Source organism: Salinibacterium sp. SWN139 (genome assembly GCF_015864625.1).
GTDB lineage: Bacteria > Actinomycetota > Actinomycetes > Actinomycetales > Microbacteriaceae > Rhodoglobus.
In genome coordinates, this window is sequence record NZ_JADYWV010000001.1 from 311140 (window position 1) to 335046 (window position 23907).

The following is a 23907-nucleotide window of genomic DNA, read 5'->3' on the forward strand; positions in this document are numbered from 1 at the left end:
CAAGCAAGTAAGTGTTATAGTTGCCCAGTCAAGTAAATTCTCACCGAGCGACAGGCTCGAGATCGGTAAAGGCGAGACCATGAACGAACACGAAAGCTCGACCGCGGTAGTAACAGGCGCGGCGAGCGGGCTCGGCAAAGACATTGCCGAGGAGCTCGCAGCGAAGGGCTACACCGTGTACGGAACGACGCTGAGCAGTGAGCCGGCAAGCGGTAACCCGCGCATTGTTCTCTCCCGCGTTGACATCACGAACCCTGATGCCGTGCGTACCTGGGCCGAGAACGTCGCGGCCAAGTCCGGGGGAAAGGTCAACCTGCTTATCAACAACGCGGGCATCCTGACCCCAGGCCCGCTTGAGCTTGTGCCTCTTGACGCGATTCGCCAAGAATTCGAAGTCAACACCTTCGCGCCGCTCACCGTTGTCAACGCGTTCCTGCCGCAGCTGCGTGCAGCTCAGGGGCGAATCGTTCAGATCAGCACCATTTCGGCGGCGTTCCCGATGGCGTTCAACGCACCATCCGCTGCCTCCAAGATCGCCGTTGAAGCGCTGATGAAGGCGTACCGCACCGAACTTCACCGCTTCGGTGTTGAGGTAACGATCATCCAGCCCGGCAGCATGCTCACGGGAGGCCCCGCCAAGTCGGCCGCTCTCCTCGGCCAACTCACGAACACTCTCACCGATGACCAGCGCGAACTCTACGGCGAAGCTCTTGCCCGTTTTGCGGCTGGGTTCAACGACGGCCAAGCGAAGGGCCTCACTTCGGCGGCCGCGGCAGCCGAAGTCATTGACATCGCCGAACGCATCCCTGCCCCCAGCACCGCCACGATCGGTGACGACGCTGCGCAGCTCGTGCAGTTTCTTCGAACCTCTACGGCCGAAGAGCAAGACGCCCTGCGTCTCACTCTCGCCTAACCAACACCGCCTAACCCATCCCACCCCTAGAAAAGGAAACAGATCATGATTGAAGCAGTAGACCCCACCGACGAGCGTGCCGTTCGTAACAAGAACAACCTCATCGACTTCTATGAGCAAGCCATCAACCAGAAGAACTCGGTTGAAGCGGCAAACAAGCTCGTCGCCGACGAATACATTCAGCACAACCCGCTGCTGCCGGATGGCGCTGCCGGACTCGGTGCCACCTTCGCTGCTCTCACGGCTGAGCGCCAGAACGCGCGCGTCGTCATCCACCGCATCATCGCTTCTGGTGACTGGGTGTGGGCGCACGTCAACTTCCTCAACCTGTACAACGATGACGCTGACGACCTGGGCGTCGCCGGTGTCGACATTTGGAAGATGGACGCCGACGGCATTGCGCTCGAGCACTGGGACGTTCTCCAGCCCATCACCGACGCGGTCAGCCCCGTCAACGGTCACGGAATGTTCTAACCGAACCCTGTTGCGGCAGTGCGCCGCGGATGTTGGCCCCGGTCGAACACCCGGCGTACTGCCTCTCTGCCTAAAATCTTTACCTCAGAATTGGAGCCTCATGGACTACGGTCATCCGTTGAAATTCGGCGCATTTGTGACACCCGCGAATGCATCGCCGCAAGCACCCGTCGAATCGGCGCAGCTCGTGGAGTCTTTGGGCTTCGATCTCGTTACCTTTCAGGACCACCCTTACCAACCCTCGTTCCTCGACACCTGGACGTTGATCTCGTACGTTGCGGCGAGAACTGACCGCATTCACATCGCGCCGAACGTCATGAATGTTCCGTTGCGTAATCCCGCTGTTGCGGCCCGAGCGGCGAGCAGCCTCGACCTTCTGTCGGGCGGGCGCATCGACATGGCGTTGGGGGCGGGAGCGTTCTGGGATGCTGTGGTCGCCATGGGCGTTCCGCGGCTGACTCCCGGAGAATCGATCACCGCACTCGAAGAGGCGATCGACATCATGCGGGGAATCTGGGATGCCGGAAATCGGCAACTTTTGCGCTTGGATGGCACCGTGCACAGCGTTCGCGGTGCTCAACGCGGGCCGCTCGCAGCTCACGATATTCCGATTTGGATTGGCGCCCTTAAACCGCGCGGCCTGCGCCTGATCGGCCGTAAAGCCAATGGCTGGTTGCCGTCGCTGGGGTATCTCCAGCCCGGAGATTTCGCGCGTGGCAACGCCACCATCGACAAGGCAGCAGTGTCGGCCGGCCGCGATCCTCGCGAAATTCGCCGGCTCGCCAACATCACCGTTCCTCAGACTGGTCTGGATGGCTGGGCTGAGCAGCTTGCAACGCTGGCGTTAGAAGACGGTGCGAGTACGTTCATCCTGGCCAACGACAGCGCGATGGTCTTGCAGCTCTTCGCCGAAGAAGTGATGCCTGCGGTACGCGAATTGGTCGCGACGGAGCGAGCCCGCACGGGCCTTGAGCCGGCCGAAGTGAAGAGCACCGCAGCGGTCGCCGCGCGGCGAAGTGGGATTGACTATGACGCTGCGCCCGAGGGTGTGCGCGTTATCGAGCCCGGTGACTACAACTTTTCCAGTGTGAAATCTACCTACATGCGCGGCGGTTCACCGGGGCTGGTGTTGCAGCCCAGCACTGTGGAGGAGGTTGTCGAGAGCGTCGAGTTCGCTCGCACTCATCGCCATCTTGAGCTTGCTGTGCGCAGCGGAGGCCACGGTATCAGCGGCCGAAGCACCAACGATGGTGGCCTGGTCATCGATCTCAAAGAACTGAATTCGATCGAGATTCTCGACCGCGAAGCGAAGACCGTACGCATCGGGCCGGGTGCCCGGTGGTCTGACGTCGCGACCGTCTTGGGCGACGAAGGCTGGGCGTTGAGTTCCGGCGACTACGGCGGAGTAGGAGTGGGTGGGCTCGCGACGGCGGGCGGCGTCGGCTGGCTCGCACGTCAACAGGGGCTCACGATCGACCACCTCATCGCCGCCGACATCGTGTTGGCCGATGGCTCGCTCGTGCACACCAGTGCTGAAGAGAACCCGGATCTGTTCTGGGCCATCCGCGGTGCCGGCGCCAACATGGGAATCGTCGTCAGCTTCGACTTTGTGGTGGAAGAAGTCGCCGACATCGGATTCGCCCAGCTGGGTTTCGATCCCGGAAACATGCCGGAGCTGCTCGAGCGGTGGGGTGCTGCGATGGAAGAAGCTCCCCGCGACCTCACGACCGAACTCGCGATCGTTCGCCAAAACTCGGCGCCGTACGTTGGCGTCAACGTCTTGGGCGCTGTGGCGTCAGACGAACCGGACACCATCCTGAACCGCCTGCAGCCGCTCGCCGAAATTGCACCCCTCACCAGTCAATCCGTTCAACTGCTGCCGTACAGCGCGCTGATGGGCAATACCAGCCCGGCACCACATTCCGGGCGGGGCGAACCCGTTTCTGCATCCGGCCTGATCGAGCACCTCACTCCAGACGTTGCCGAGGCGTTGGCTCGCTTCGTCGAAAGCGGGGCCAGCACGTTCATTCAGATTCGCTGCGTCGGCGGTGCCGTCTCTGATGTTGCGGCGGATGCCACGGCCTACGCCCATCGGTCAGCAAACTTTGCGATCAGTGCGGGCAGCTCCAACGCCCAACGCCTCGCCAAAGAGTGGGCCAAGGTGAAGCCCTTCCTCAGCGGAACCTACCTGAGCTTCGAAACATCGCTCGACCCCGAGCGAATCCACGATGCCTTCCCGCCGCCGACACTCTCACGTCTTCGCGACATCAAGGCGCGCGTTGACCCGCAGGGGCTGTTCCGCGACAACTTCTCGGTGATTCCGGCGGCGGGCGCACCCGGCGAGTGGCGTAACTAGCCGAACGGGTCAACGCTCGGAACGTTCGCTCTCCCCATCGACCTCAACACACGCTCAACGGAACGTGCGTCACGGATTCTTTGGGAACATCTCCGTGAGCTCGTGAAGGTACTCGGGCACTGGTCCAATGAGCGAGGACGCTAAGAGCTGCCCTGTTTCGATGGACAACCCATCTGTGGTGGCGAACTGACGGGCCGCTGAAGGCGATGTCCACCACTCGATCACAACGAGTTGTGATGGCTGGCCGATCACGGGGTAAACGTTGAAAGAGATGCAACTTTCTTGGCCCCGAACGTTCGGTATCTGCCGTTCGTACGCAGCGATGACCGCGTCTCGCAGGCCCGGCTTGAAGTCGAACACCGCAATCGCCACGAGTTCGCCTGGTTCAGCGGAGCGAGAAACTTCATCGTCCTCACTGACAATCGCGTCCTCTAAAAGGAACGCGACCGGAGGTTCGACGAGACCCTTTTCGGCGACTTGCATCAGAGCGACCTCGTAGGACTGCGCGCGGTGGAACTCCACCGCGTCGGCGTCTACGAACCGCTCATCCCCGTAAAACAAGTCGGGATCGTGGCGATCCTCGTACAGGCGGACCCCAAGACACCCTTCTTCCTCAACAGAGCCGGTGCGGACCCCTAGCAGCGCGGCCTTCACCTCAGCGCGAAACTCAGGCTTAGCTCGGAAACAACCAAGAACGTGAACCATGATTCTCCTCTTTGGGTCCAGACAGCCCCCTGCTGGAGCAGTGGGGCCAGCGTATCAAGCACATCGAAAAACTGATGTGGGTTGGGTCGCGTCGCGACGCGACGTCAACACACTCAGTCTGCTGGGGGAGAACTAGCGACCGAGCCAGCCGCCATCCACGTTGAGGATGGCGCCCGAGACGTAGTCGGAGGAGCGCGAGGCGAGGAACACGGTGGCGCCCGCGAGGTCGCTACCGACGCCCCAACGGCCGGCGGGAATGCGGTCGAGGATCGCCTTTGAGCGGTCGGGGTCGTCTTGCAGCGCCTGGGTGTTGTCGGTCGCGATGTAGCCGGGGGCGATCGCGTTCACGGTGATGCCCTTGCCCGCCCACTCGTTCGAGAGCGCCTTGGTGAGGCCGGCGATGCCCGACTTTGCGGCCGTGTAGCCGGGCACGTTGATGCCGCCCTGGAAGCTAAGCAGCGATGCCGTGAAGATGATCTTGCCGCGGCCGCGCTCAATCATCGAGCGAGCGATGGCCTGCGTGAGGGTGAACTGGCTCGACAGATTCACCTGAATGACCCGATCCCACAGCTCGGTGGGGTGGTCAACGGCGGGGGCGCGCTCGATGGTTCCGGCATTGTTGACGAGGATGTCCATATTGCGGGTCGAGAGCGTCTCGCCCAGCGCCGCTACGGCATCCGGGTCGGCGAAGTCGCAGGCGATGCCCTCGAAAGTGCGGCCGTACGAGGTGACTGCCTTTTCGATGTCGCTACCCGAAGCTTCGATCGTGGCGCTGACGCCGATGATGTTCGCGCCGGCGGCGGCGAGTGCCTCGGCCATGGCGAAGCCGATTCCGCGACGGGCGCCGGTGACGACCGCGGTGGTTCCGGTGAGGTCAAACATGCCGTTCAAGGGGTTACCTTTCTCTGTCGTGCTCACTTTTGGCCCGCGACATCCACGAGAATCTTCATCGCTTTGCCGGCGGCAAGGTCAGCGAAAGCTTCGCTCGTCTGCGACAGCGGCACAATGCGCGTGATCAACAGATCGGCCGGGATGACGCCGCCATCAAGCAGCTCGATGGCCTTTTCGAAGTCGGTGCGCTGGTAGACGCGCGCTCCCATAATCGTGAGTTCGCGCCAGAAGACGCGCTGCAGGTTGATCTCGCGGGGCGTGGGGTGGATGGCGACAACCACGAGAGTTCCGCGCACTTTCGCGAGGTCGGTGGCGCCGAGCACGGCTGCCGCAGCACCCGAAACTTCGAAGACCACGTCGGCACCGGCATCCCCGGTCCACTCGTTGACCCAGGCGACCTGATCAACTTCGAGGGGGCTGAGGGTTGTGAAGCCGAGGGCGTCGATCTGAGCACGGCGGGCAGCATCGATTTCGATGACGGCAACCTCAGCGCCAAACTCGCGCGCGACCGAAGCGATGAGAACACCGATGGGGCCGCCGCCGATAATCACGGCCTTGTCGCCGGGCTTGAGGCCCGAACGGCGAACATCGTGCACGGCAACAGCGGTGGGTTCGACGAGTGCGGCGTGATCGAGGCGCAGCTCGGGCGGCAACGCAACCAGCGTTTCGGCGGGAACGTTCCACTTGCCCTGCAGGGCGCCGGGGGAGTCGATGCCGATGAAGTCGAGGTTCTGGCAGATGTGCTGGTTGCCGGCGAGGCAGGCGGGGCAGGTGTTGTCCCACCAGAGCGGCATGACCGTGACGTGGTCGCCGACGTTCCAGCCGTCAACGCCGTTACCGAGAGCGGAAATGGTGCCGCTCATCTCGTGACCAAAGGTCAAGGGCAACTGCACGCGGGCATCCATATTGCCGTGCAGGATGTGCATATCGGTGCCGCACAGCCCGTTGTAGGCGACCGCAATTTGAACTTCGCCGGCGGCCGGAGGCTTCGGTTCGTACTCTTTGACCTCAAGGCGTTGCTCGCCTACATAACTCACGCTCAGCACTGGTGCGCTCCTTTGCGATTAGTGGTGCGCGCGGGTCGAGTGGAAGCCGGATGCCGGAATGCGGCCCGTCTGAAGCACTGTTTCCCTTGCGCCTATTTCTGCGTCATACTAGCATGATCAAACGATTGTTCACGAGTATCTACAGAAGGCTGAACAGCAATGACTGACCACCACGGCGCACCAACGGAGTCTGCGCCACTGGACCGCCCCCTCGAGGGAATCCTTGTTCTGGACTTCAGCCAATTCTTGGCCGGACCAGTCGCAGCGATGCGTCTCGCCGACCTCGGTGCCCGCGTCATCAAGATCGAACGCCCCGGCACGGGAGACATCGGTCGCACCCTCGCTTTCGCCGGTCGCGAGTTCGACGGCGACACTGTTTCGTTCCACGCGATGAACCGCAACAAGGAGTCGATCACCGCTGACCTCAAGGTCGCCGACGACCTCGCCTACGTGAAAGAGCTCGTCGAACGTGCCGACGTGATCATCCAGAATTTCCGCCCCGGCGTAATGGAGCGCATCGGGCTCGACTTTGAATCCGTGCGCGCCATCAACCCCGGTATCGTCTACGCCAGCGCGACCGGCTACGGTGAAGAGGGCCCGTGGAAGGATCGCCCGGGGCAAGACCTGCTCGCTCAGTCGATGTCGGGCATCCCGTGGCTCAACGGCTCGAAGACCGACGGCCCCGTGCCGGTCGGGCTCTCGATCGCCGACCACCTGATGAGCTGCCACATCGCCCAGGGAGTCACCGCGCTTCTCGTGCGCAAGTTCCGCACCGGCAAGGGCGGCCTCGTGCAGACGAGTCTGCTCGAAGCGATGCTCGACCTGCAGTTCGAACTGCTCAGCACCAAGCTCAACGACGACAGCATCACGGTGCAGCGCCACGGCGAACACTCGGCCCATGCTTTCTTGGCAGCGCCGTACGGCACCTATCCCACCACTGACGGTTACATCGCGATGGCCATGAATCCGCTGCCGAAACTGGGCGACCTGCTCGGCATTGCAGAACTCAGCGCGATGCTCGACCCGCAGCTCGCCTGGGATCGCCAAGAGTATGTCGAAGAGGTTCTCGCCGCGCACTTCGCGACCGGCACCACCCAGCAGTGGCTCGACATTCTCGATGCCGGCGACGTGTGGTGCGCTCCCGTGCTCACGCTCGACGAACTGCTGGCCTCGGGTGGGTTCGAAGCGATTCGGATGACGCAGCCCGTCAGCCGTGGAGGCAACGACCTGCTGACGACCCGCAGCCCCATCCGCGTTGACGGCCAGATTCTCACGAGCACTAAAGCGGCCCCGACTCTCGGAGAAGACAACGACAGCGTGCGGGCCGAGTTCCCGTCGCGCGCTGCTGCCGCCGGTGCCGGTGCCGCTCCCGCCGCAACCGCAACCCAGGAGGCCTCAGCATGAGCCCGACCATCGTTCGCGGAATGACGTGGGAACACGAGCGCGGCTACGGCAGCGTCGTGAAGGCGGCCGAAGCGTATCGCTCGGTTGCTCCCGATGTTGAGGTGCAGTGGGAGTACCGCTCACTGCAGGCTTTTGCCGACCAAGATCTGGAGAGTCTGGTTGAGCAGTACGACCTGCTCGTGATCGATCATCCACACATTCCGGTCGCGGCAGAAGACAAGCTCTTCACGCCGCTGAACGGGCGCGGCTTTGACACCGAGTTGGCCACGCTAGCAACGCAGTCGGTCGGCCGTTCGCACGAGTCGTACCAACACCTCGGCCAGCAGTGGGGCCTCGCGCTCGATGCTGCCGCGCAGGTTGCTGCGTACCGCCCCGATCTTCTCGAGGCACCGCCCCGCACCTGGCCCGAGGTGATCGCGCTCGCCGAAGAAGGCCGGGTGCTGTGGCCGTTCAAGCCGGTCGACTCCTACTCGAGCCTCATCACGATCGCCGCGGGGCTCGGCGAAGACCCGATGGCGACGCCCGGCGTCTTCCTCTCTGAAGACGGGCTGACCCGCTCGATGGAACTGCTCACCCGCCTGGCCCGTTTGGTGCCCGCCGACAACGCCGGCTTCAACCCGATTCAGGTCGCGGATGTGCTCGCCGAGAGCGACACCTTCGCGTACTCTCCATTGCTCTTTGGCTACACAAACTATTCGCGTGCCGGCTACCGGTCGAATCGCGTTCAGTACATCGACATCCCGAGCTCGACGCGCGGCCTTGCCGGTTCGCTGCTCGGTGGGGCCGGAATCGCGGTCTCTTCACGAAGCAAGGTCATGGATGCCGCGATCGCGCACGCCTTCTGGCTCGCCTCGGGCGACGTGCAAGAGAGCTCGTACTACGACGGTGGCGGCCAGCCCGGCAATGCGGTCGCGTGGGAAAGCGCGCGCACCAACGCCGACAGCCTCGACTTCTTCACCGGCACGCGCGCAACGCTCGAAGGCGCCTACATGCGCCCCCGCTTCGCGACCTACATCGAACTGCAGAATGCGGTCTCCCCGCTCGTGACCTCAGCCCTTCTGGGCGAAATCACAATCGCTGAACTACGCGAACGCCTCGACGCGGGCGTCGCAGAATGGCTGGTGCGCTGATGCTCACGAAAGACCGCTGGTATGACGACCACGAGGTAGGCGAGCGTCGCGAGACCGTCGGCCGCACCATCACCGAAGCCGACATCGTGCTGCACGCTGGCCAGACCGGCGACTTCTTTCCGCACCACATGGATGCCGAATGGATGGCGACCCAGCCCGCCGGTCAGCGCATCGCCCACGGCACCCTCATCCTCTCCGTCGCGGTGGGAATGACGGCCGGCGACATCAACCCGCAGGCGATGAGTTATGGCTACGACCGCATCCGCTTCATCCGCCCCGTCTTCATCGGCGACACCATTCGAGTGACGGCGGAGATCAACGAGATGTCGTTGCACGCGAAGCGACCGGAGCAGGCGGGCTACCTGCACGAACTGGTGACGGTAACCAACCAACATGGTGACACCGTGATGGTGCTGACTCATCTTTATCTGGTCAATCGAGGTACCAGCGAGTAGTTGCCCGAATACACTGGCAACCATGGCTACCTTGAGTGATGTTGCAACCCGCGCCGGAGTTTCGGTGTCGGCGGTCTCGCGAGTGCTGAGCGAAAAGCCGGGCGTGCGGGTGAGCGTGGCAACCCGGCAGCGCATTCACGACGCCGCGAAAGAGCTCAACTACCGGCCCAACTTCACGGCGCGGGCGCTCAAGTCATCGCGCACTCATGCCGTTGGCCTTGTCGTGCCCGGCGTCACGAACGCCATCTTCGCCGAGCTCATGCGCGGCGTCGAAGAAGAGGCGAAGTCCAAGGATTACATGGTGCTGATCGCGAGCACCGAACGGTTGCCCGAGGGCGAAGAGTCCATCCCGCGCCTCATGGGCGAGGGCCGAGTCGATGGTGTTCTCGTGCAGTTCGGCGACCACTTGAGTGGTGACGATCTGCGCACCGTGACCGACAGTGGCTTGCCCGTGATCTCCATCAACACGATCAACCCCGGCAAGGGTGGTTCCGTTCGCGTTGAAGATGAGGCCGGGATGCGCCTGGCGACCGAGCACCTCATTGAACTCGGTCACACCCGCATCGGGTACGCCGGCGGTGTGCCGACATCAGAGTCGGGCCAGCGTCGTCTCGCCGGGTTCATGGAAGCGATGGCGACCGCCAATCTCACCGTGGAGCCCGAGCTCGTCACCGACTTTGGCTACTACCCCAAGCAGGGCGCTCAAGCTCTGGATGCCATGGCCGAGCTCTCGACGCCTCCCACCGCGGTGGTGGTGGCGAACATCAACGCCGCGCACGGTGTGCTTTCCGAGGCACGACGGTTGGGCATCCGCGTTCCTGAAGACATGTCGATCGTCGCGATGCACGACACCTGGACGGCCGAAATTGCGTGGCCGCCCCTCACCTGCGTTCGATTGCCGCTCTATGAACTGGGCCGCGCCGCGATGGCGAGCCTGTGGGACAACATCAACTCCGGCACCGCCGAAGACCGCGTTATCGCCGATCCAGCACCGGAGCTGATCGTGCGCGAATCGACTGCGCCTCCCGCGCGCTAACACTCCCTGGAGAAACCAACTGTGAAGACCAGATCAACTCAGCGTGGACTTGAACTGACCGAGATCGGCCTCGGTGCCGCCCAACTCGGCAACCTCTATCGCGAAACCACCGACGCCGAAGTCGAAGAGGGCGTGGCGGCGGCCTGGGATGCTGGCGTTCGCTACTTTGACACCGCTCCGCACTATGGGCTGGGACTTTCCGAGCGTCGTCTGGGCGAACAACTGCGCACTCATCCGCGCGACGAATACGTCATCTCCAGCAAGGTCGGCAAGCTTCTCGTGCCCAACCCCGGTGGGGGAGACCGGATGGATGACCAGGGCTTCGCCGTGCCCGCCGTCACCAAACGACAGTGGGATTTCAGTCGCGACGGCATCCTCCGCTCAGTCGAAGAATCTCTCGCCCGCACCGGACTCGACCACTTCGATGTGCTCTACATGCACGACCCCGACGACCACTTTGAGCAGGCCTCCACCGAGGGCATCGCCGCGCTCATTGAGCTTCGCGAACAGGGCGTGGTGAAAGCCGTCGGTGCGGGCATGAACGCGGCGGCGCCGTTAGCTGAGCTAATTCGCCGTGCGGACGTCGACCTCGTGATGTGCGCTGGCCGCTTCACTCTCATCGACGACGACGCACTTGCCGACCTGATGCCGCTCGCTCTCGAACGCAACGTCGGCATCGTGGTTGCCGGCGTCTACAACTCCGGATTGCTCGGTCGCAATCGTCCAAGCCCCGACGCGACTTTCGACTACGGGCCTGTTCCGCCCGCCATTCTTGAGCGGGCCAACCGTGTAGCTGACGCGTGTGAAGCCCACGGCGTTACGCTGCCGGAAGCGGCCATCGCTTACGTGCTGCGGCATCCGGCGGTCGTCTCGGTGGTGGTCGGCGCTCGCGGTGGCGACCAGGTGCGTTCAAACATCGAGCGTTACGAAACGGCGATGCCTGAGGGACTCTGGGCTGACCTCGAAGCTGCCGGGTTGGTCGCAGCGCTCTAACTTCGCGTGACGACCGCTCCTTCGCGGATGCGGTCTCACGTGCTTGTGATCAAACGATTGATCAGATACCGTAACCACTATCGCTCGCTATTAGAAATGAGGAGCCCTTTCCATGGGACTCACTGACACAGCCCTAACCATTACCGCCGTGCGCGCAGTGTTGCTTTCGCACCGGTACCAGCCCGGAGAAGAACTGACGTGGGTCGGAGGAACCATTTGGTCGTGGGATGCCGCCCTCGTCGAAGTAACCCTCTCTGATGGAACCACCGGAATCGGGGAAGCGGGAGCGGGCATCATGGCCGCCGCCGCCGTGCCTGGAATCGTGGATGCGTTCCGCCCCTACGTTCTCGACCACGAGTTCGCTCACCCCCTCGACGTCGCTGACCACCTCCGCGCATACACCGCCTTCTGGGCGCGCGGCGGAATGCTCAACGGTGTTGCTGGAGCAATCGAAACCGCGGCCGTGGATGCCGTCGGCAAGCGCCTCGGCGTTCCCGCCTATGAGGTGCTCGGTGGCCTCAAGCGCGACTGGATCGAGTCGTACGCCAGTGGCGGCCTCGGCACCACGTTTGGCGAGGTTTCTGACTGGGCCGCGGCTCAGATCGAAGCCGGCTTTGGCACCGTGAAGTTCCGCGCCATGACCGATCCAGACACCACCATCAAGCTGCTCGACCACGTGACCGCGCTGCTGCCCGAGGGCGTGCAGTTCGTCATCGACGCCGTGCAGGCCTGCGCCTCTGACCCGTGGCCCGTCGACGAAGCGATTCGCGTCGGCAAGAAGGCTGCCGAACTCGGAGCCCGCTGGTACGAAGAGCCCTGCCAGGCGGATGACGTGGCTGGCTACGCCGCCGTGCGTGCCGCCGTGGACGTGCCGATCTCCGGTGTCGAATCCAACGGAACCGTGCGGGACTTCGCGCAACTGCTCGACGCTAACGCGCTCGATGTTGCTCAGCCCGACGTCACTTTCGTGGGTGGGCCCAAGGCCTTCGCGCAGGTTGCCGAGCTCGCTCACGCCACCGGCGTGAAGACCGTGCCTCACGTGTGGGGCAGCGGCGTTACGTTCGCCGCCAACCTGCACACCGTGCTTGCGAACCCCTACGTGGAGCTCTTCGAGTACTGCACCCTGCCCAACCCGTTGCGCGAAGCAATGCGGGTGGAGGAGGTCGACTTCAAGGATGGCGGAATTGTGGCTCCGAAGGCTCCCGGCCTCGGCATCCAGCTGACTCCCGAAATCGAAGCGCAGTTCCCCTTCAGCCCCGGAGGTGGACATGTCATCCGCTAACGCCGCCGCCGCTGCCAACGATTCAGGCTTCACGCCGCTGCCCGGTGACGAACGCCTGACGACCGCGATTCTCAGTGACTCGTGTGATGAATCCGGGCTGCGCAACCAGGTTCTCAACCAGCGTTTCGCTCCGATCACGCCCGGTTCGCGTGCCTTCGGGCGTGCCCGCACCGTGCGGTTCGCTCCGGCACTTGAGTCAGATCTCGACGATCCGTACAAGGAATCGATCGACTTCATCGACGGCATCGGTGCTGGTCAGATGATCGTGATCGCCACCGACAACAGCAACGACTCGGGCTTCTGGGGCGAACTGTTTAGCGCGGCGGCCCTGGGTGCGAAAGCCTCCGGAGTCATCACCGACGGCAACCTGCGCGACACCGACAAGATTGCCGAACTCGGCTTTCCGTCGTTCTCGCGCTCGCGTCGCCCGATCGACTTCCGCGCTCGCATGCGCGTGATCGCCTCGGATGTTGTTGTCGAGTTGGCGGGGGTACTCATTGCTCCCGGCGACCTCGTGATGGCGGATGACGACGGTGCTGTGGTGATTCCGCGGGCGCACGAAGAGGAAGTTCTCACCCGCGCTCGTACGCGGGCGGCCAACGAATCGACGGTTCTGGCTGAACTGCTCGCCGGAGATTCGTTGCGCACCGTATGGGAACGGCACGGGATTCTCTAAACTAGCCACGAGTGAGAGGTAGTTATCGTGACTTTTCCAGTAATCGACGCCCATCAGCACATTTGGAACCCCCATCGGGCTCACTATGACTGGCTCGATGAATCCCTCGCCCCCATCAATCAGGTGATGACGCTCGATCAGCTCCTGCCCGAGTTGCGGGCTGCCGGCGTCGATTACACCGTTCAGGTGCAATCGGCCGACAACTTCGATGACACGCGCTTGATGACGGAGTGCGCGGCCGCCAACCATGAAGTCGCGGCGATCGTGGGCTACGCGCCCATCGATCGGCCCGAGCAGGCGGCCCGCACGGTGGAGTCGTGGGAGGGCGACACCCGCATGGTCGGGGTGCGCACTCTCATCCACAATCAGGAAGATCCGGAGTGGCTGCTGCGACCCAACGTCGAAGAGGGGCTCACGGTGCTGGAACGCGCCGGGCTCACCTTCGACGTGGTCGCGGTGCTCCCCGAGCACTTGGCGATCATCCCGGAGCTGTCGCGGCGGCATCCGGAACTGCGTATGGTCATTGACCATTTGGCCAAGCCGCCGATCGGGCTTGCCGATCGTGAGCCCTGGTGGTCAGCAATTGCTGAGGCCGCCCAGAACCCGAATGTGTACGCGAAGGTCAGCGGCCTCTATTCGGCAGCGGGAGATCCGCAGCAGTGGACGACCGAATATGTGCGGCCGTTCTTCGATCGCGCTCTCGAAGTATTTGGCCCAGCGCGGCTCATGTATGGCGGAGACTGGCCTATTTCGGTGCTCGCCGGCGGCTATACCCGCGTCTGGCAGGGGCTCCAGCCCCTCTTTGGCAGCGTGGATGCCGCTGACCGCGAGCAGTTGCTTGGCCGTACCGCTGCGGAGTTCTATCGCATCGATCCCGCTCGTCTCGGCCGCTAGCGCGTCGAAGCGGGCAGCAACAGATAACAGTTGAAAAACCTTTGATCAAACGTTTGCACAACTTCCAAGGTTGGTATAACGTTTGAGCACCGGAGAAACTGAGCCGTTCCAGCGGCCCGCAGCTCTCCACTACGAAGCAGTAGTAACCCTCACCAAGGAGTGTCAATGAAGACGAAGAGGTTCCTTTCCGCCAGTGCAGGAGTGGCCATTATTTCCGCCGCTGCACTCGTTCTATCCGGCTGTTCAGCTGATGGAGGCGCCACCGCCCCCGAGCAGACTGACTCGGGTGGAAAAATCACGGTATGGGTTGACCCGCCCCGTGTTCCCGCCGCAGAAGCTTTCCAGGAAGCTCACCCGGAGATCGAAATCGACGTTGTTCAGATTGACGGAACCGTCGGTGGACAGACGGTGAAGCAGGCTTTCGCCAACTTCGACTCCGCTGGCTCAGGATGGCCTGACGCCATCTTCTTCCCCTCCAACGACGACATCGCGTGGGCAACTGGTGCAGCCAGCAACTACGCAGCCGACCTCACCGATCTGCTTCCCGATGTCATCGATGGTTACGACCCCGCAGTGCTCTCGTTCTGCGACATCGATGGTCAGATCCGTTGCTTGCGTAACGACGCTGCCCCCGACGTGTTCTGGTACAACAAGGCCTTCTTCGACGAGAACGGCTACACGCTGCCCACCACGTGGGAAGGCTACGGCGACCTCGCAGTACAGATCGCTGCAGAGCACCCTGACAAGATCAGCGGATTCCTCGGCGACGCCTACGCTGTGAACCGCTACCTGCAGGCTGCAGATTGCCCCACGAACGACCGCCTCTCTGAGTCGGAAGTTCACATCAACCTCGATGACCCGAACTGTGTTCGTGCTAACGAACTGCTCACGCAGATGTACGACGGTGGCGCACTCACCACTCAGGGAATCTTCGATGGTGACGCCGCAGCAGCTGGTGTCAACATGGTTATGAGCCCTGGTGCTGTCTGGTGGGGTAACTACCTCTTCCGCGACACGTGGAAGATTCCTGCCGGCGAGATGAGTGCAAGCGCACCGTTGACCTGGGAAGGCGAATCAAGCCCGACCGCCGGTAACGAAGGTGGCGGCCTCTGGGGCGTCTCCTCGCACATCACCGGAAAGCAGCTTGAAAACACGCTGACCTTCGCGACGTTCGTTGCGACTGACCCGGCTTGGCAGGTTGAGCTTTCGACCGGTCTTCCCGGTTATGGCCCGATCCAGGATGCCTGGCTCGAGAAGCTCGAAGCTGACGGCTACTTCGCCGATGTCGCCTCTGTTCAGCAGGCGTTCAAGGATGCCGCTGGCGCCGTAGCACCGTACTCGTACATGCTCTACGACACCGGTGCAGCCTGGACCGAGACGGTCAGCCCCACGCTGATTGCTGACGGATCCATCAGCGACGCACTCAGCACCTTCGGTACAGAACTCGTGAACCGCGCTGACTCGGTCGGCTACACGGTCACAGCCGAATAGAAGTACCCAGCTAGGCACAGCAGGTGTGGGGGTTTCAGATCCTTGAAGCCCCCACACTCTGTTCCCACTCACAACTCATAGGCGAGGACTACATGAGCAGCTCAACGCTAACCACGAAAGGCACGGAGCCACCGGCTACCGGGCCCCGTGTATCGACCACACCCCGGCATCACCGCACCCGTCATGCAGAGTCACGCGGCGCGTGGATCTTGCTCGCTCCGTACCTTGCACTGTTCCTCGTTGCTGCTGCAATCCCCATCGGCTACGCCTTCTGGATTGCCCTGCAAAAAGCACCAACTCTCGTCAACCCGGCCAGCGGGTTCGGCGGTATTGACTCGTTCATTACGGTAATCACCGACTATCGGTTCTCCGGAACGTTCATCAACATCTTCTCCGTCATGATCGTGTGGTTGCCGCTCATGATGATCGGCATCGTCGGTTTGGCCCTGCTGGTTCACGCCAGCCCCGGTCGCTTCGGCTCCACGATGCGTTTCTTCTACTTCATCCCTGGTGCGTTGAGCGGAATCGCCAACTTCGTTCTCTGGGTTTACCTGCTCCACCCCACGCAGTCGCCCCTCGCCCCACTGTGGCAAGAGGTCGGATTCGGCTCGCTCAAGGAGATCGTCACCGATAGCAATATGCCGATGATCCTCACCGGCATGCTCTTCTTCCAGGGCGTCGGAACGTGGATCATCGTCGTCAACGGTGGCCTCAACGGCATCCCCGACGAGATCTTCGAAGCCGCCAAGATCGACGGCGCCAACGCCTGGGACCTCGCGTGGCACATCAAGCTGCCGCTCATCCGCCCGTGGATCGGCTACGCGGCCCTCATGAACTTGGCCTACGGTTTCCAGCTCTTCCTTGAGCCCTACTTGCTTCGGCAAATCTCGTCGGGAGCGATAGCCGGTGAATGGGCGCCAACCCAGTTGGGCTACGCCTTCGCGTTCACTAACCGAAACTTTCCGGCCGCGGCCGCACTGTCCATCATCCTGCTTGTCATTACCTTGAGCATTGGAGTCGTCATCGTGATGAAGAGCGGACTCTTCGGCGACGAGAAGGAGAAGAAGCGATGAGCAACAGCGCTCCCAACGTCGTAGGTTCCAAACACTGGACCATCGGACGAATTGCCCGCATCACCGTCATGGTGGTCATCGCCGCCGCGTTCATCCTGCCCATCATCGGCTTCATCGCGATGGCCTTCCGCAGCCAAGAAGGCGTGCTGGCCGGCACCGACGGCTTCCTCGGTCTCGGCGGAATGTCCTGGGACAACGTCGTCTTCAGCTGGAGCCAGATCAATGGCTTCGGTCCTGGTGGCGGAGGTCTCTTCACTCGCTGGGTCGGCAACTCGCTCGTCGTCGCCGTCATCGGTGGAGTGCTCGCCCTCGTCGCGGCCCTTCCGGCCGGCTACGCGCTAGCGCGGTTGCGATTCCGCGGCCGCAAGGTCATGCTCTTCGCAACACTGCTCGCGATGGTGATGCCCAATACCGTTCTCGTCATCCCGCTGTTCCTCGAAGTGAACGCGATCGGTGCTGTGGGTCAGCTGTGGCCCGTCGCCGTCATCATGGGCTTCTTCCCCTTCGGCACCTACCTCGTCTATATCCACTTCATGACGACCATGCCGCAAGAGCTGGTCGAAGCAGCCCGCATTGACGGTCTCAGCGAGATCGCCACCTTCTTCTACGTGGCGTTGCCCATCTCCAAGCAGGTCATCGCGCTCGCTGCCTTCTTCTCCTTCGTGGCCAACTGGACGAACTTCTTCCTTCCGCTCGCCCTGCTCACCTCGAGCCAGGAGAACAAGACGATCTCGATCGGCATCCAGGAGCTCATCGGGGCCAGCCCGCTGTTCAACGCCACAGTGGCAGCCGGCCTCGATGTGAAGCTCTACATGCCGCAGCTCGCGCTCGCGACATTCCTCTCGATGATCCCGCTGCTGATCGTGTTCCTGACAGCGCAGCGCTTCCTTATTCGTGGACAAACTGTTGGTGCGGTGAAGGGATAACAATGAAACGAGTAGCCCAGGTCATCGGCCTCCCACCCGAGAACCGCGAAGAGTACGAGCGATACCACGCCGCGGTGTGGCCAACGATTCTCGAGCGGCTGTCGGCCAGCAACATCCACAACTATTCGATCTATCGTCACGGCGACCTGCTGTTCTCGTACTTCGAGTACACGGGGGACGACTACGAAGCCGATCAGGCGGCCATCGCGGCCGACCCTGAGACGCAGCGCTGGTGGGCATTGCAAGAACCATTGCAGCGGCCGCTGGATGACCGTGCCGAGGGCGAGTGGTGGAAAGAGCTGCCTGAGGTCTTCCACCTCGATTAGCTAGCCAACTACCCCGCCCGCGCATCGCAGCGCACCAGACGCGCCTCACCAGCGCACAACACCTTTATCGGTTCTGAGCAAGGAGAACTCTTCAGCATGACTACTATCACCAGCGTTGACGTCTACGACGTGCGTTTTCCGACATCGCTCACCGCCGACGGCTCAGACGCCATGAACAAGGATGGCGACTACTCGGCCGCCTATGTTGTACTCCGCACTGACGAAAAGGGCGTCGCGGGCTACGGCTTCACCTTCACCATTGGTCGCGGAAACGACATCTGTGCGCTCGCTGCCGAGCAGCGCGCTGCACCGCTCGTGGGCCGGGATGTTGACGAGATCGTCGGCGACCTTGGCGGCATCTACCGTGAGCTGAAGTCCGACTCGCAACTGCGCTGGCTCGGGCCAGAAAAGGGTGTCGAGCACTTGGCGATGGCCGCCGTGATGAATGCCGTCTGGGATCTCGCTGCTCGTCGGGCGAACAAGCCGCTCTGGCGTTTGCTCGCGGACATGACTCCCGAGCAACTCGTTGACACTGCCGACTTTCAGTACCTCACCGATGCGCTCACCAAGGAGGAAGCCGTCACGATGCTGCGCGAGCTTGCTCCCACCAAGGAACAGCGAATCGTCGAGCTCACCGAGTCGGGCTACCCCTGCTACACGACGAGTGCCGGTTGGTTGGGTTACTCCGACGAGAAGCTTCGTCGTCTCTGCCAGGAGGCTGTGGATGCTGGCTACCGCCACATCAAACTGAAGGTCGGAGCGAACCTCGACGAGGACATCCGCCGCTGCCGCATCGCTCGCGAAGTGATCGGTGACGACGCCAAGCTCATGATCGATGCCAACCAGGTGTGGGATGTCGACGAGGCCATCGACTGGGTGAAGGCGCTCGCCGAGTTCAATCCGCTCTGGATCGAAGAGCCGACAAGCCCGGATGACGTGCTCGGCCACGCTGCGATCCGTAAAGCTGTTGCCCCGATCGGTGTCGCCACCGGCGAGCACGGCATGAACCGTGTGCTCTTCAAGCAGATGTTCCAGGCCGAAGCGATCGACTTCTGCCAGCTGGACTCGGCCCGTCTCGCCGGCCCGAACGAGATCATTGCCGTGTACTTGATGGCCAAGAAGTTTGGTGTTCCGGTCTGCCCGCACGCGGGTGGCGTTGGCCTCTGCGAGCTCGTGCAGCACCTCTCGATCTTTGACTATGTTGCTGTGTCGGGCACGCTCGAGAACCGGGTGACCGAGTTCGTCGACCACCTGCACGAGCACTTCGTTGACCCCTGCATCGTCGAAAACGGCGCCTACCGGGTGCCGATGGCACCGGGCTACTCGGCGCAGATGCACGAGTCGTCGGTCGCCGAGTTCTCGTTCCCCGGCGGCAGCTACTGGGCGGGTGTCGCTGCGTCTGTCGTGTCGTAGGGTTCTCGGAGTCTTTGGGGCGCTTCGCGGTAGACCAGTTGGGTGAGTTGCACTCGCCGCATCATGGCGATTAATGCTCGCTTATTGAGCCTCGCATCCCAGTAATACCGTGGGGTTTAGGGGCAATCAACCCGGGCTTTCGTCAACCCGCCACGCCGCGTGACCCCCAAAATGGGGGTACGGTTCACAGTGTGAGGGGAGTATGTTCTCCACTACCCCCTTTAGGGGGTCAGTGGTACCAGAGCAGTTTAACCAACCCGCCCCGCAGTGCGTGCCGATCAGTGCGCCACCTCCGAGCGCGCCCCCGCAGCGCTCCTATTAGCGTCCCCAATGTCGACACCCGAAATGTCGTGATCCCGATGCAAGCCATAACCAAATCTCCCCTGTACTCCGCCCAGCAGCTGCACCACACGCCTGTGCAACGCCCGCATGTTCAGTCGTGCCAGTGCGGAAGTTGACCGATGAGTCAGCTCCGAAAACTTCCTGGATCAGAGCCCAACGATAGAGAACGAGCACACCTTCGATTAGTCGATGGTGTGGAATTTGAGCCCCACGCTCCCAGCACTCCCCACCCCGACTCCGGGGTGGTCTGGGCCCGTGCCTACCAAACACGACTGCTCATTTCGGATGCCGCCATTATCGTCGTCACGATGGTCGCAGCGGTCTTCATGCGGGCGGCCGTCGATAGCACCCCCGGCGTCATGTCAGAGTTGCCGCTAATTGTGTGGCTGGGTTTGGGCGCTATCGCGCTCGTGTGGATTCTGGTGCTCGAAGCCTTCCATACCCGGGACTGGCGCATCATTGGTTCCGGGCCCAACGAATACAAGCGTGTCATCACCGCGTGCATGACTGCCTTTGGGTTGCTCTCTGTCACAGTGCTCATCGTCGAGGTTGGCTTTCCCGGAAAAGCAACTGTGGTCACGATGGCGTTGGGCGTCGTTGGCCTTCTCGTCAGTAGGTGGTCGTGGCGTCGGTGGCTTACGACGCAACGCCGTTACGGGCATGCGCTCTCCCGCGTTGTCGTTGTCGGCACTCGTTCGGAGATCGACTACGTGGTGTCCCGGATCAAGGGAAACCTAAGCACCGCCTTTAAGCTCGTCGGCGTGCTCACCGACCCCGAAGTCAACGCCCCCACAACCGCAGGTACTCCGCACCCCTATAGCTTTACGCCCGAAGAGGTGGTGGAGGCCGCAGCGGATCTCGGGGCTGATGCGGTCATCGTCGCTGGCGATCACGGCTTTGGCAATGACTTCATCCGCAACCTCGCCTGGAGGCTAGAGGGCACCGCTGCTGAGCTGATTTTGGCGTCATGCCTTGCCAATGTGGCTGGACCCCGCATCCACTTTCGGCCAGTGGAGGGGCTGCCGCTCATTCACGTTGAGATTCCGCAGTTCGAGGGCGGCAAGCATGTCGTGAAGCGGGGGCTCGACATTGTGGTCTCCAGCATTGCCCTTCTGGTGCTGGCGCCGCTGTTCTTGCTCCTGGCGCTCATCATCCGTGCTGAAAGCCCCGGTGGTGCGTTCTACAGCCAAGTGCGCGTGGGCCGAGACCTCGAAACGTTCCGCATGTTCAAGTTCCGTTCTATGGTCTCGGATGCCGACGACAAGTTGGCTGAACTGCAAACGGAAAACGAAGGCTCCGGTGTGCTCTTTAAGCTGAAGAACGACCCCCGAGTGACCAGAGTCGGACGCTTCATCCGCAAATACTCTCTCGACGAACTGCCTCAGATCTGGAACGTCCTCAAGGGCGACATGAGCCTCGTAGGTCCCCGACCGCCCCTGCCTAGCGAAGTGCGCGCTTACAAAGGGAAGGTCAATCGTCGCCTCTACATCAAGCCAGGGCTGACCGGCATGTGGCAGATCAACGGCCGCTCCGACCTGAACTGGGAAGACAGCATGCGCCTCGACCTTTACTACGTCGAAAACTGGTCGGTCGTCGGTGACCTTGTCATCATGTGGCGAACCTTCAAAGTGCTCGTCAACCCGGTCGGAGCCTACTAATCGTGTGCGCGCTCACTGAAGTCAGAGCCGCTGAACGCTGTGGCGCGCACCACCATTCGCCCCAACCAGCATGTCTCTCCCCAGACGCCCTCACTGCTGTCATCGGGAGATCGGTGAGGGCAAAACCCGTCGCTGATATGCGCCACGAGAAGTGGGATTTTCGTGTACCCGTGCAGGCCGACATGAGAGGAGCTGTCGTGTACGGAACCGATGGCACGCTCGGGAGGCCTCGGCGCCCTCCGACACTCACTCATTACCACCACACGGCAAGTCCACCAGCTCACGCGAAGCGGACTGCGCAGTCAGCGGCGGGCGCCCGATCATGACTCAGAAAGGCTGCCCTATTAAGAGGAATGGAACCTCGTCGGGAAGGCCGTGGGCTGGTGCCCCTGTTAAGAGGAGTAGCTCCGTTCGAAATGGAGCGATTAGCGTGAGGCACGATGTGGGTCGTCGACAATGCGCGCGCGGAGGGCGCGAACGCTGGCAGCCCAAGAATAACGCGTGCTTTCTGCTGACTGCAGAGGGGCATCCGAAGCTAGCGTCACGCCGTTCGTGGACGGATGCTCGCGCGCGGGCGCCGAACGGATTGCCGCAGCGATAGCCGCCACATCATCAGGGTCGGCGAAGGTCGCCTGCGCCCCGGCTAGCTCGTGAAAGACAACGATGTCGCTTACGACAACCGGTGCGCCGAACGAGAGTGCCTCGATGACGGGAAGCCCGAAGCCTTCGTCACGAGTGAGAAAGAGCAGTAGTGCCGTGTGGGCGTAGAGCCATGCCAATTCGTCGTCGTCGATGAAGCCGAGAAATCGGATGACGCCACTCTCCACGGCAGCGTTTACCGCAGCCGGCAGCTCAGCACTGCGCCCTTGTGGCTCGCCAACGATCACGAGCGGCGTGCGCTCGGTGGCGCGGCCCGACGCGAGGGCTGCCTCGATGGTGTTCGCCAAATTCTTGCGGGCATTGAGCCGGCCAACGCAGAGCAGAAAATCGCCTGCTCGATCGTCGAGCCCCGGCGGCTTTCGTGGAGCGGACTCCGTGAGCCCGCGCCCCACGGCCAGCCCAATCGGCGTGACGGCGCGACCCTGGCTCAGCCGGCTGATGCGCGCGGCCTCCGTTGCCGACGATGTGAAGAGCCACGTCGCCCGCCGAGAACTCAAGGGCATTAACGCAAAGTACGCACGTTCCTTGAGCGTGAACCACTCGGGCGACGTGAGAAACATGTAGTCGTGGATGAAGACTGCTGAGCGCCCGAACGCTGGTGTGAAATTGTGGGTGATGGTGACATCCGCGTGCAGCCGTTTCGCGATGAAGGGCAGTTCGGCGATCGCACTGACGCCTTGAGGTCGGAGGCGGGTGCCGACCAAGTCCGCGCTCGCGGGCAGCTCTGAACGCGCAGTATCGATGGATGCTCGGGGCACCGCCACCGTGACTTCGTCATCGGGGAATTCGCGCAGCCAGGCGCACACGAACTCGCGCAGCACTTGGCGGTTCGAGGCCGGACCTCGAACCCACCAGAACCCGTCAAAGAGAACGCGCATGACCCCCATGCTAGCCCCGGCGGTTTCGCTGCCCGCCGGGGGACAGCTCTCGACCCAGCCCCGAGCCTAGGGCTATGGTGAAACATGACCGCCACAGGGGAACGCCCAGAAGTGCCGGAAACATTCGGCGCGATTGTCCGCTCGCTCGCGTCTGCTCAGAAGCCTGGGCGGGGTGCTCCGCCGTATTCTCGGTGGATCAACCGCCGCCTTGGACGCCTCCTCGCCGCCGCGGCCTATCTCGCTGGCCGCACGCCCAACCAGGTCACGGGTCTCAGCGCCCTCATGACGGCGATCGCGCTTGTGCTCGTGGCCACCGTGCAGCCGAGCTGGTGGCTTGGCATCCTCGTGGCCTTCCTGCTATTGCTCGGGTACGCCCTCGACTCTGCTGACGGCCAACTGGCGCGGTTGCGCGGCGGCGGTACGAAAGCGGGAGAGTGGCTCGACCACGTGGTCGACGCGTTCAAGATCGTGATTTTTCACGGCGTCATCCTGATCTCGCTGTACCGTTTCGACACTGGATGGCCCGACACCATCCTGCTGATTCCGCTCGGCTTCATCGTGGTGTCGTCGGTGTTCTTCTTCGCGATGATTCTCACCGATCAGTTGCGCCGCATTGCCTCCGCCGAGCGCGGGCGCGCCTACGCCAAGCCCAGTGGTGGTGGCGGCTGGCTGCAGACGATTGTCGCGATTCCCACCGACTACGCCGTGCTGTGCCTCAGCTTTGTTCTCTTTGGCTGGATGGACGCCTTCGTGGTGTTCTATGGCCTGCTGTTTCTCGCCAACGCGCTCATTCTCCTCGCTGTGCTTGGGCGCTGGTTCCGGCAGTTGCGCGCGATCGACGCGAGTTAGTACAGCCGGTTAGGCTCCCACGCTCGCCGCACGAAT

22 protein-coding genes are annotated in these 23907 nt (G+C 62.5%); 18 read left to right on the plus strand and 4 right to left on the minus strand.

Annotation, left to right across the window (positions count from 1 at the left end):
* Positions 1–79: 79 nt before the first annotated feature.
* From I6E74_RS01535 to I6E74_RS01545, 3 genes are all read left to right on the plus strand, one after another.
* Positions 80–913, plus strand: coding sequence for an SDR family NAD(P)-dependent oxidoreductase (locus tag I6E74_RS01535; protein ID WP_197122407.1), 834 nt, complete (start codon positions 80–82; stop codon positions 911–913).
* Between the two features lie 45 nt (positions 914–958).
* Entirely contained in the window at positions 959–1387 is a 429-nt protein-coding gene (locus tag I6E74_RS01540) for a nuclear transport factor 2 family protein (RefSeq protein ID WP_197122409.1), read from the plus strand.
* A gap of 136 nt (positions 1388–1523) precedes the next feature.
* Positions 1524–3743 carry an LLM class flavin-dependent oxidoreductase gene (locus I6E74_RS01545; protein WP_307784350.1) on the plus strand — a complete coding sequence of 740 codons (2220 nt, stop codon included), beginning with the start codon at positions 1524–1526 and terminating at the stop codon, positions 3741–3743.
* A gap of 69 nt (positions 3744–3812) precedes the next feature.
* On the opposite strand, the gene I6E74_RS01550 is transcribed toward I6E74_RS01545, so the two are convergent.
* The 3 genes from I6E74_RS01550 to I6E74_RS01560 form a co-directional block, all read right to left on the minus strand.
* Entirely contained in the window at positions 3813–4448 is a 636-nt protein-coding gene (locus I6E74_RS01550) for a putative quinol monooxygenase (RefSeq protein WP_197122413.1), read from the minus strand.
* A gap of 132 nt (positions 4449–4580) precedes the next feature.
* A complete protein-coding gene (locus I6E74_RS01555) occupies positions 4581–5330 on the minus strand; it encodes an SDR family oxidoreductase (protein WP_197123588.1) in 750 nt (249 codons plus the stop codon).
* Between the two features lie 32 nt (positions 5331–5362).
* Positions 5363–6385, minus strand: a complete 1023-nt coding sequence (locus tag I6E74_RS01560) for a zinc-binding dehydrogenase (protein WP_197122415.1) — start codon at positions 6383–6385, stop codon at positions 5363–5365.
* Between the two features lie 159 nt (positions 6386–6544).
* Here I6E74_RS01560 and I6E74_RS01565 point away from each other — a divergent pair, with 159 nt between their 5' ends.
* The 14 genes from I6E74_RS01565 to I6E74_RS01630 all read left to right on the plus strand — a co-directional run bounded on the left by I6E74_RS01565 (position 6545) and on the right by I6E74_RS01630 (position 21484).
* The gene (locus I6E74_RS01565; RefSeq protein ID WP_197122417.1) at positions 6545–7789 is read left to right on the plus strand and encodes a CaiB/BaiF CoA-transferase family protein; all 1245 of its coding nucleotides are present in this window, start codon (positions 6545–6547) and stop codon (positions 7787–7789) included.
* Positions 7786–8919, plus strand: coding sequence for an extracellular solute-binding protein (locus I6E74_RS01570; RefSeq protein WP_197122419.1), 1134 nt, complete (start codon positions 7786–7788; stop codon positions 8917–8919). The genes I6E74_RS01565 and I6E74_RS01570 overlap by 4 nt, the downstream gene beginning before the upstream one ends.
* A complete protein-coding gene (locus tag I6E74_RS01575) occupies positions 8904–9374 on the plus strand; it encodes a MaoC/PaaZ C-terminal domain-containing protein (protein ID WP_197122421.1) in 471 nt (156 codons plus the stop codon). The genes I6E74_RS01570 and I6E74_RS01575 overlap by 16 nt, the downstream gene beginning before the upstream one ends.
* Positions 9375–9396: 22 nt before the next feature.
* Entirely contained in the window at positions 9397–10410 is a 1014-nt protein-coding gene (locus tag I6E74_RS01580; protein WP_197122423.1) for a LacI family DNA-binding transcriptional regulator, read from the plus strand.
* A 21-nt stretch (positions 10411–10431) separates the two neighbouring features.
* Positions 10432–11403, plus strand: coding sequence for an aldo/keto reductase (locus tag I6E74_RS01585; protein WP_197122425.1), 972 nt, complete (start codon positions 10432–10434; stop codon positions 11401–11403).
* A gap of 112 nt (positions 11404–11515) precedes the next feature.
* Positions 11516–12685 (plus strand): mandelate racemase/muconate lactonizing enzyme family protein, encoded by a 1170-nt coding sequence (locus I6E74_RS01590; protein ID WP_197122427.1) that lies wholly within the window; start codon positions 11516–11518, stop codon positions 12683–12685.
* Positions 12672–13361 carry an RraA family protein gene (locus I6E74_RS01595; RefSeq protein ID WP_197122429.1) on the plus strand — a complete coding sequence of 230 codons (690 nt, stop codon included), beginning with the start codon at positions 12672–12674 and terminating at the stop codon, positions 13359–13361. The genes I6E74_RS01590 and I6E74_RS01595 overlap by 14 nt, the downstream gene beginning before the upstream one ends.
* Before the next feature lie 27 nt (positions 13362–13388).
* Positions 13389–14255, plus strand: a complete 867-nt coding sequence (locus I6E74_RS01600; protein WP_197122431.1) for an amidohydrolase — start codon at positions 13389–13391, stop codon at positions 14253–14255.
* A 165-nt stretch (positions 14256–14420) separates the two neighbouring features.
* Complete coding sequence (locus tag I6E74_RS01605) at positions 14421–15746, plus strand: ABC transporter substrate-binding protein (RefSeq protein WP_197122433.1); 1326 nt, start codon at positions 14421–14423, stop codon at positions 15744–15746.
* 92 nt (positions 15747–15838) lie between these two features.
* Entirely contained in the window at positions 15839–16819 is a 981-nt protein-coding gene (locus I6E74_RS01610; protein WP_197122435.1) for a carbohydrate ABC transporter permease, read from the plus strand.
* Entirely contained in the window at positions 16816–17745 is a 930-nt protein-coding gene (locus tag I6E74_RS01615; RefSeq protein WP_197122437.1) for a carbohydrate ABC transporter permease, read from the plus strand. Before I6E74_RS01610 ends, I6E74_RS01615 begins: the two co-directional genes overlap by 4 nt.
* Before the next feature lie 2 nt (positions 17746–17747).
* Positions 17748–18071: an L-rhamnose mutarotase gene (locus I6E74_RS01620; RefSeq protein WP_197122439.1), complete on the plus strand. Its 324-nt coding sequence runs from the start codon at positions 17748–17750 to the stop codon at positions 18069–18071.
* Between the two features lie 96 nt (positions 18072–18167).
* A complete protein-coding gene (locus I6E74_RS01625; protein ID WP_197122440.1) occupies positions 18168–19484 on the plus strand; it encodes an L-fuconate dehydratase in 1317 nt (438 codons plus the stop codon).
* Between the two features lie 536 nt (positions 19485–20020).
* Positions 20021–21484, plus strand: a complete 1464-nt coding sequence (locus tag I6E74_RS01630) for a sugar transferase (RefSeq protein ID WP_307784351.1) — start codon at positions 20021–20023, stop codon at positions 21482–21484.
* Positions 21485–21909: 425 nt separating this feature from the next.
* On the opposite strand, the gene I6E74_RS01635 is transcribed toward I6E74_RS01630, so the two are convergent.
* Positions 21910–23022 (minus strand): glycosyltransferase family 1 protein, encoded by a 1113-nt coding sequence (locus I6E74_RS01635; protein WP_197122444.1) that lies wholly within the window; start codon positions 23020–23022, stop codon positions 21910–21912.
* Between the two features lie 84 nt (positions 23023–23106).
* Here I6E74_RS01635 and I6E74_RS01640 point away from each other — a divergent pair, with 84 nt between their 5' ends.
* Positions 23107–23871, plus strand: a complete 765-nt coding sequence (locus I6E74_RS01640; RefSeq protein ID WP_197122446.1) for a CDP-alcohol phosphatidyltransferase family protein — start codon at positions 23107–23109, stop codon at positions 23869–23871.
* Positions 23872–23907: the final 36 nt, after the last annotated feature.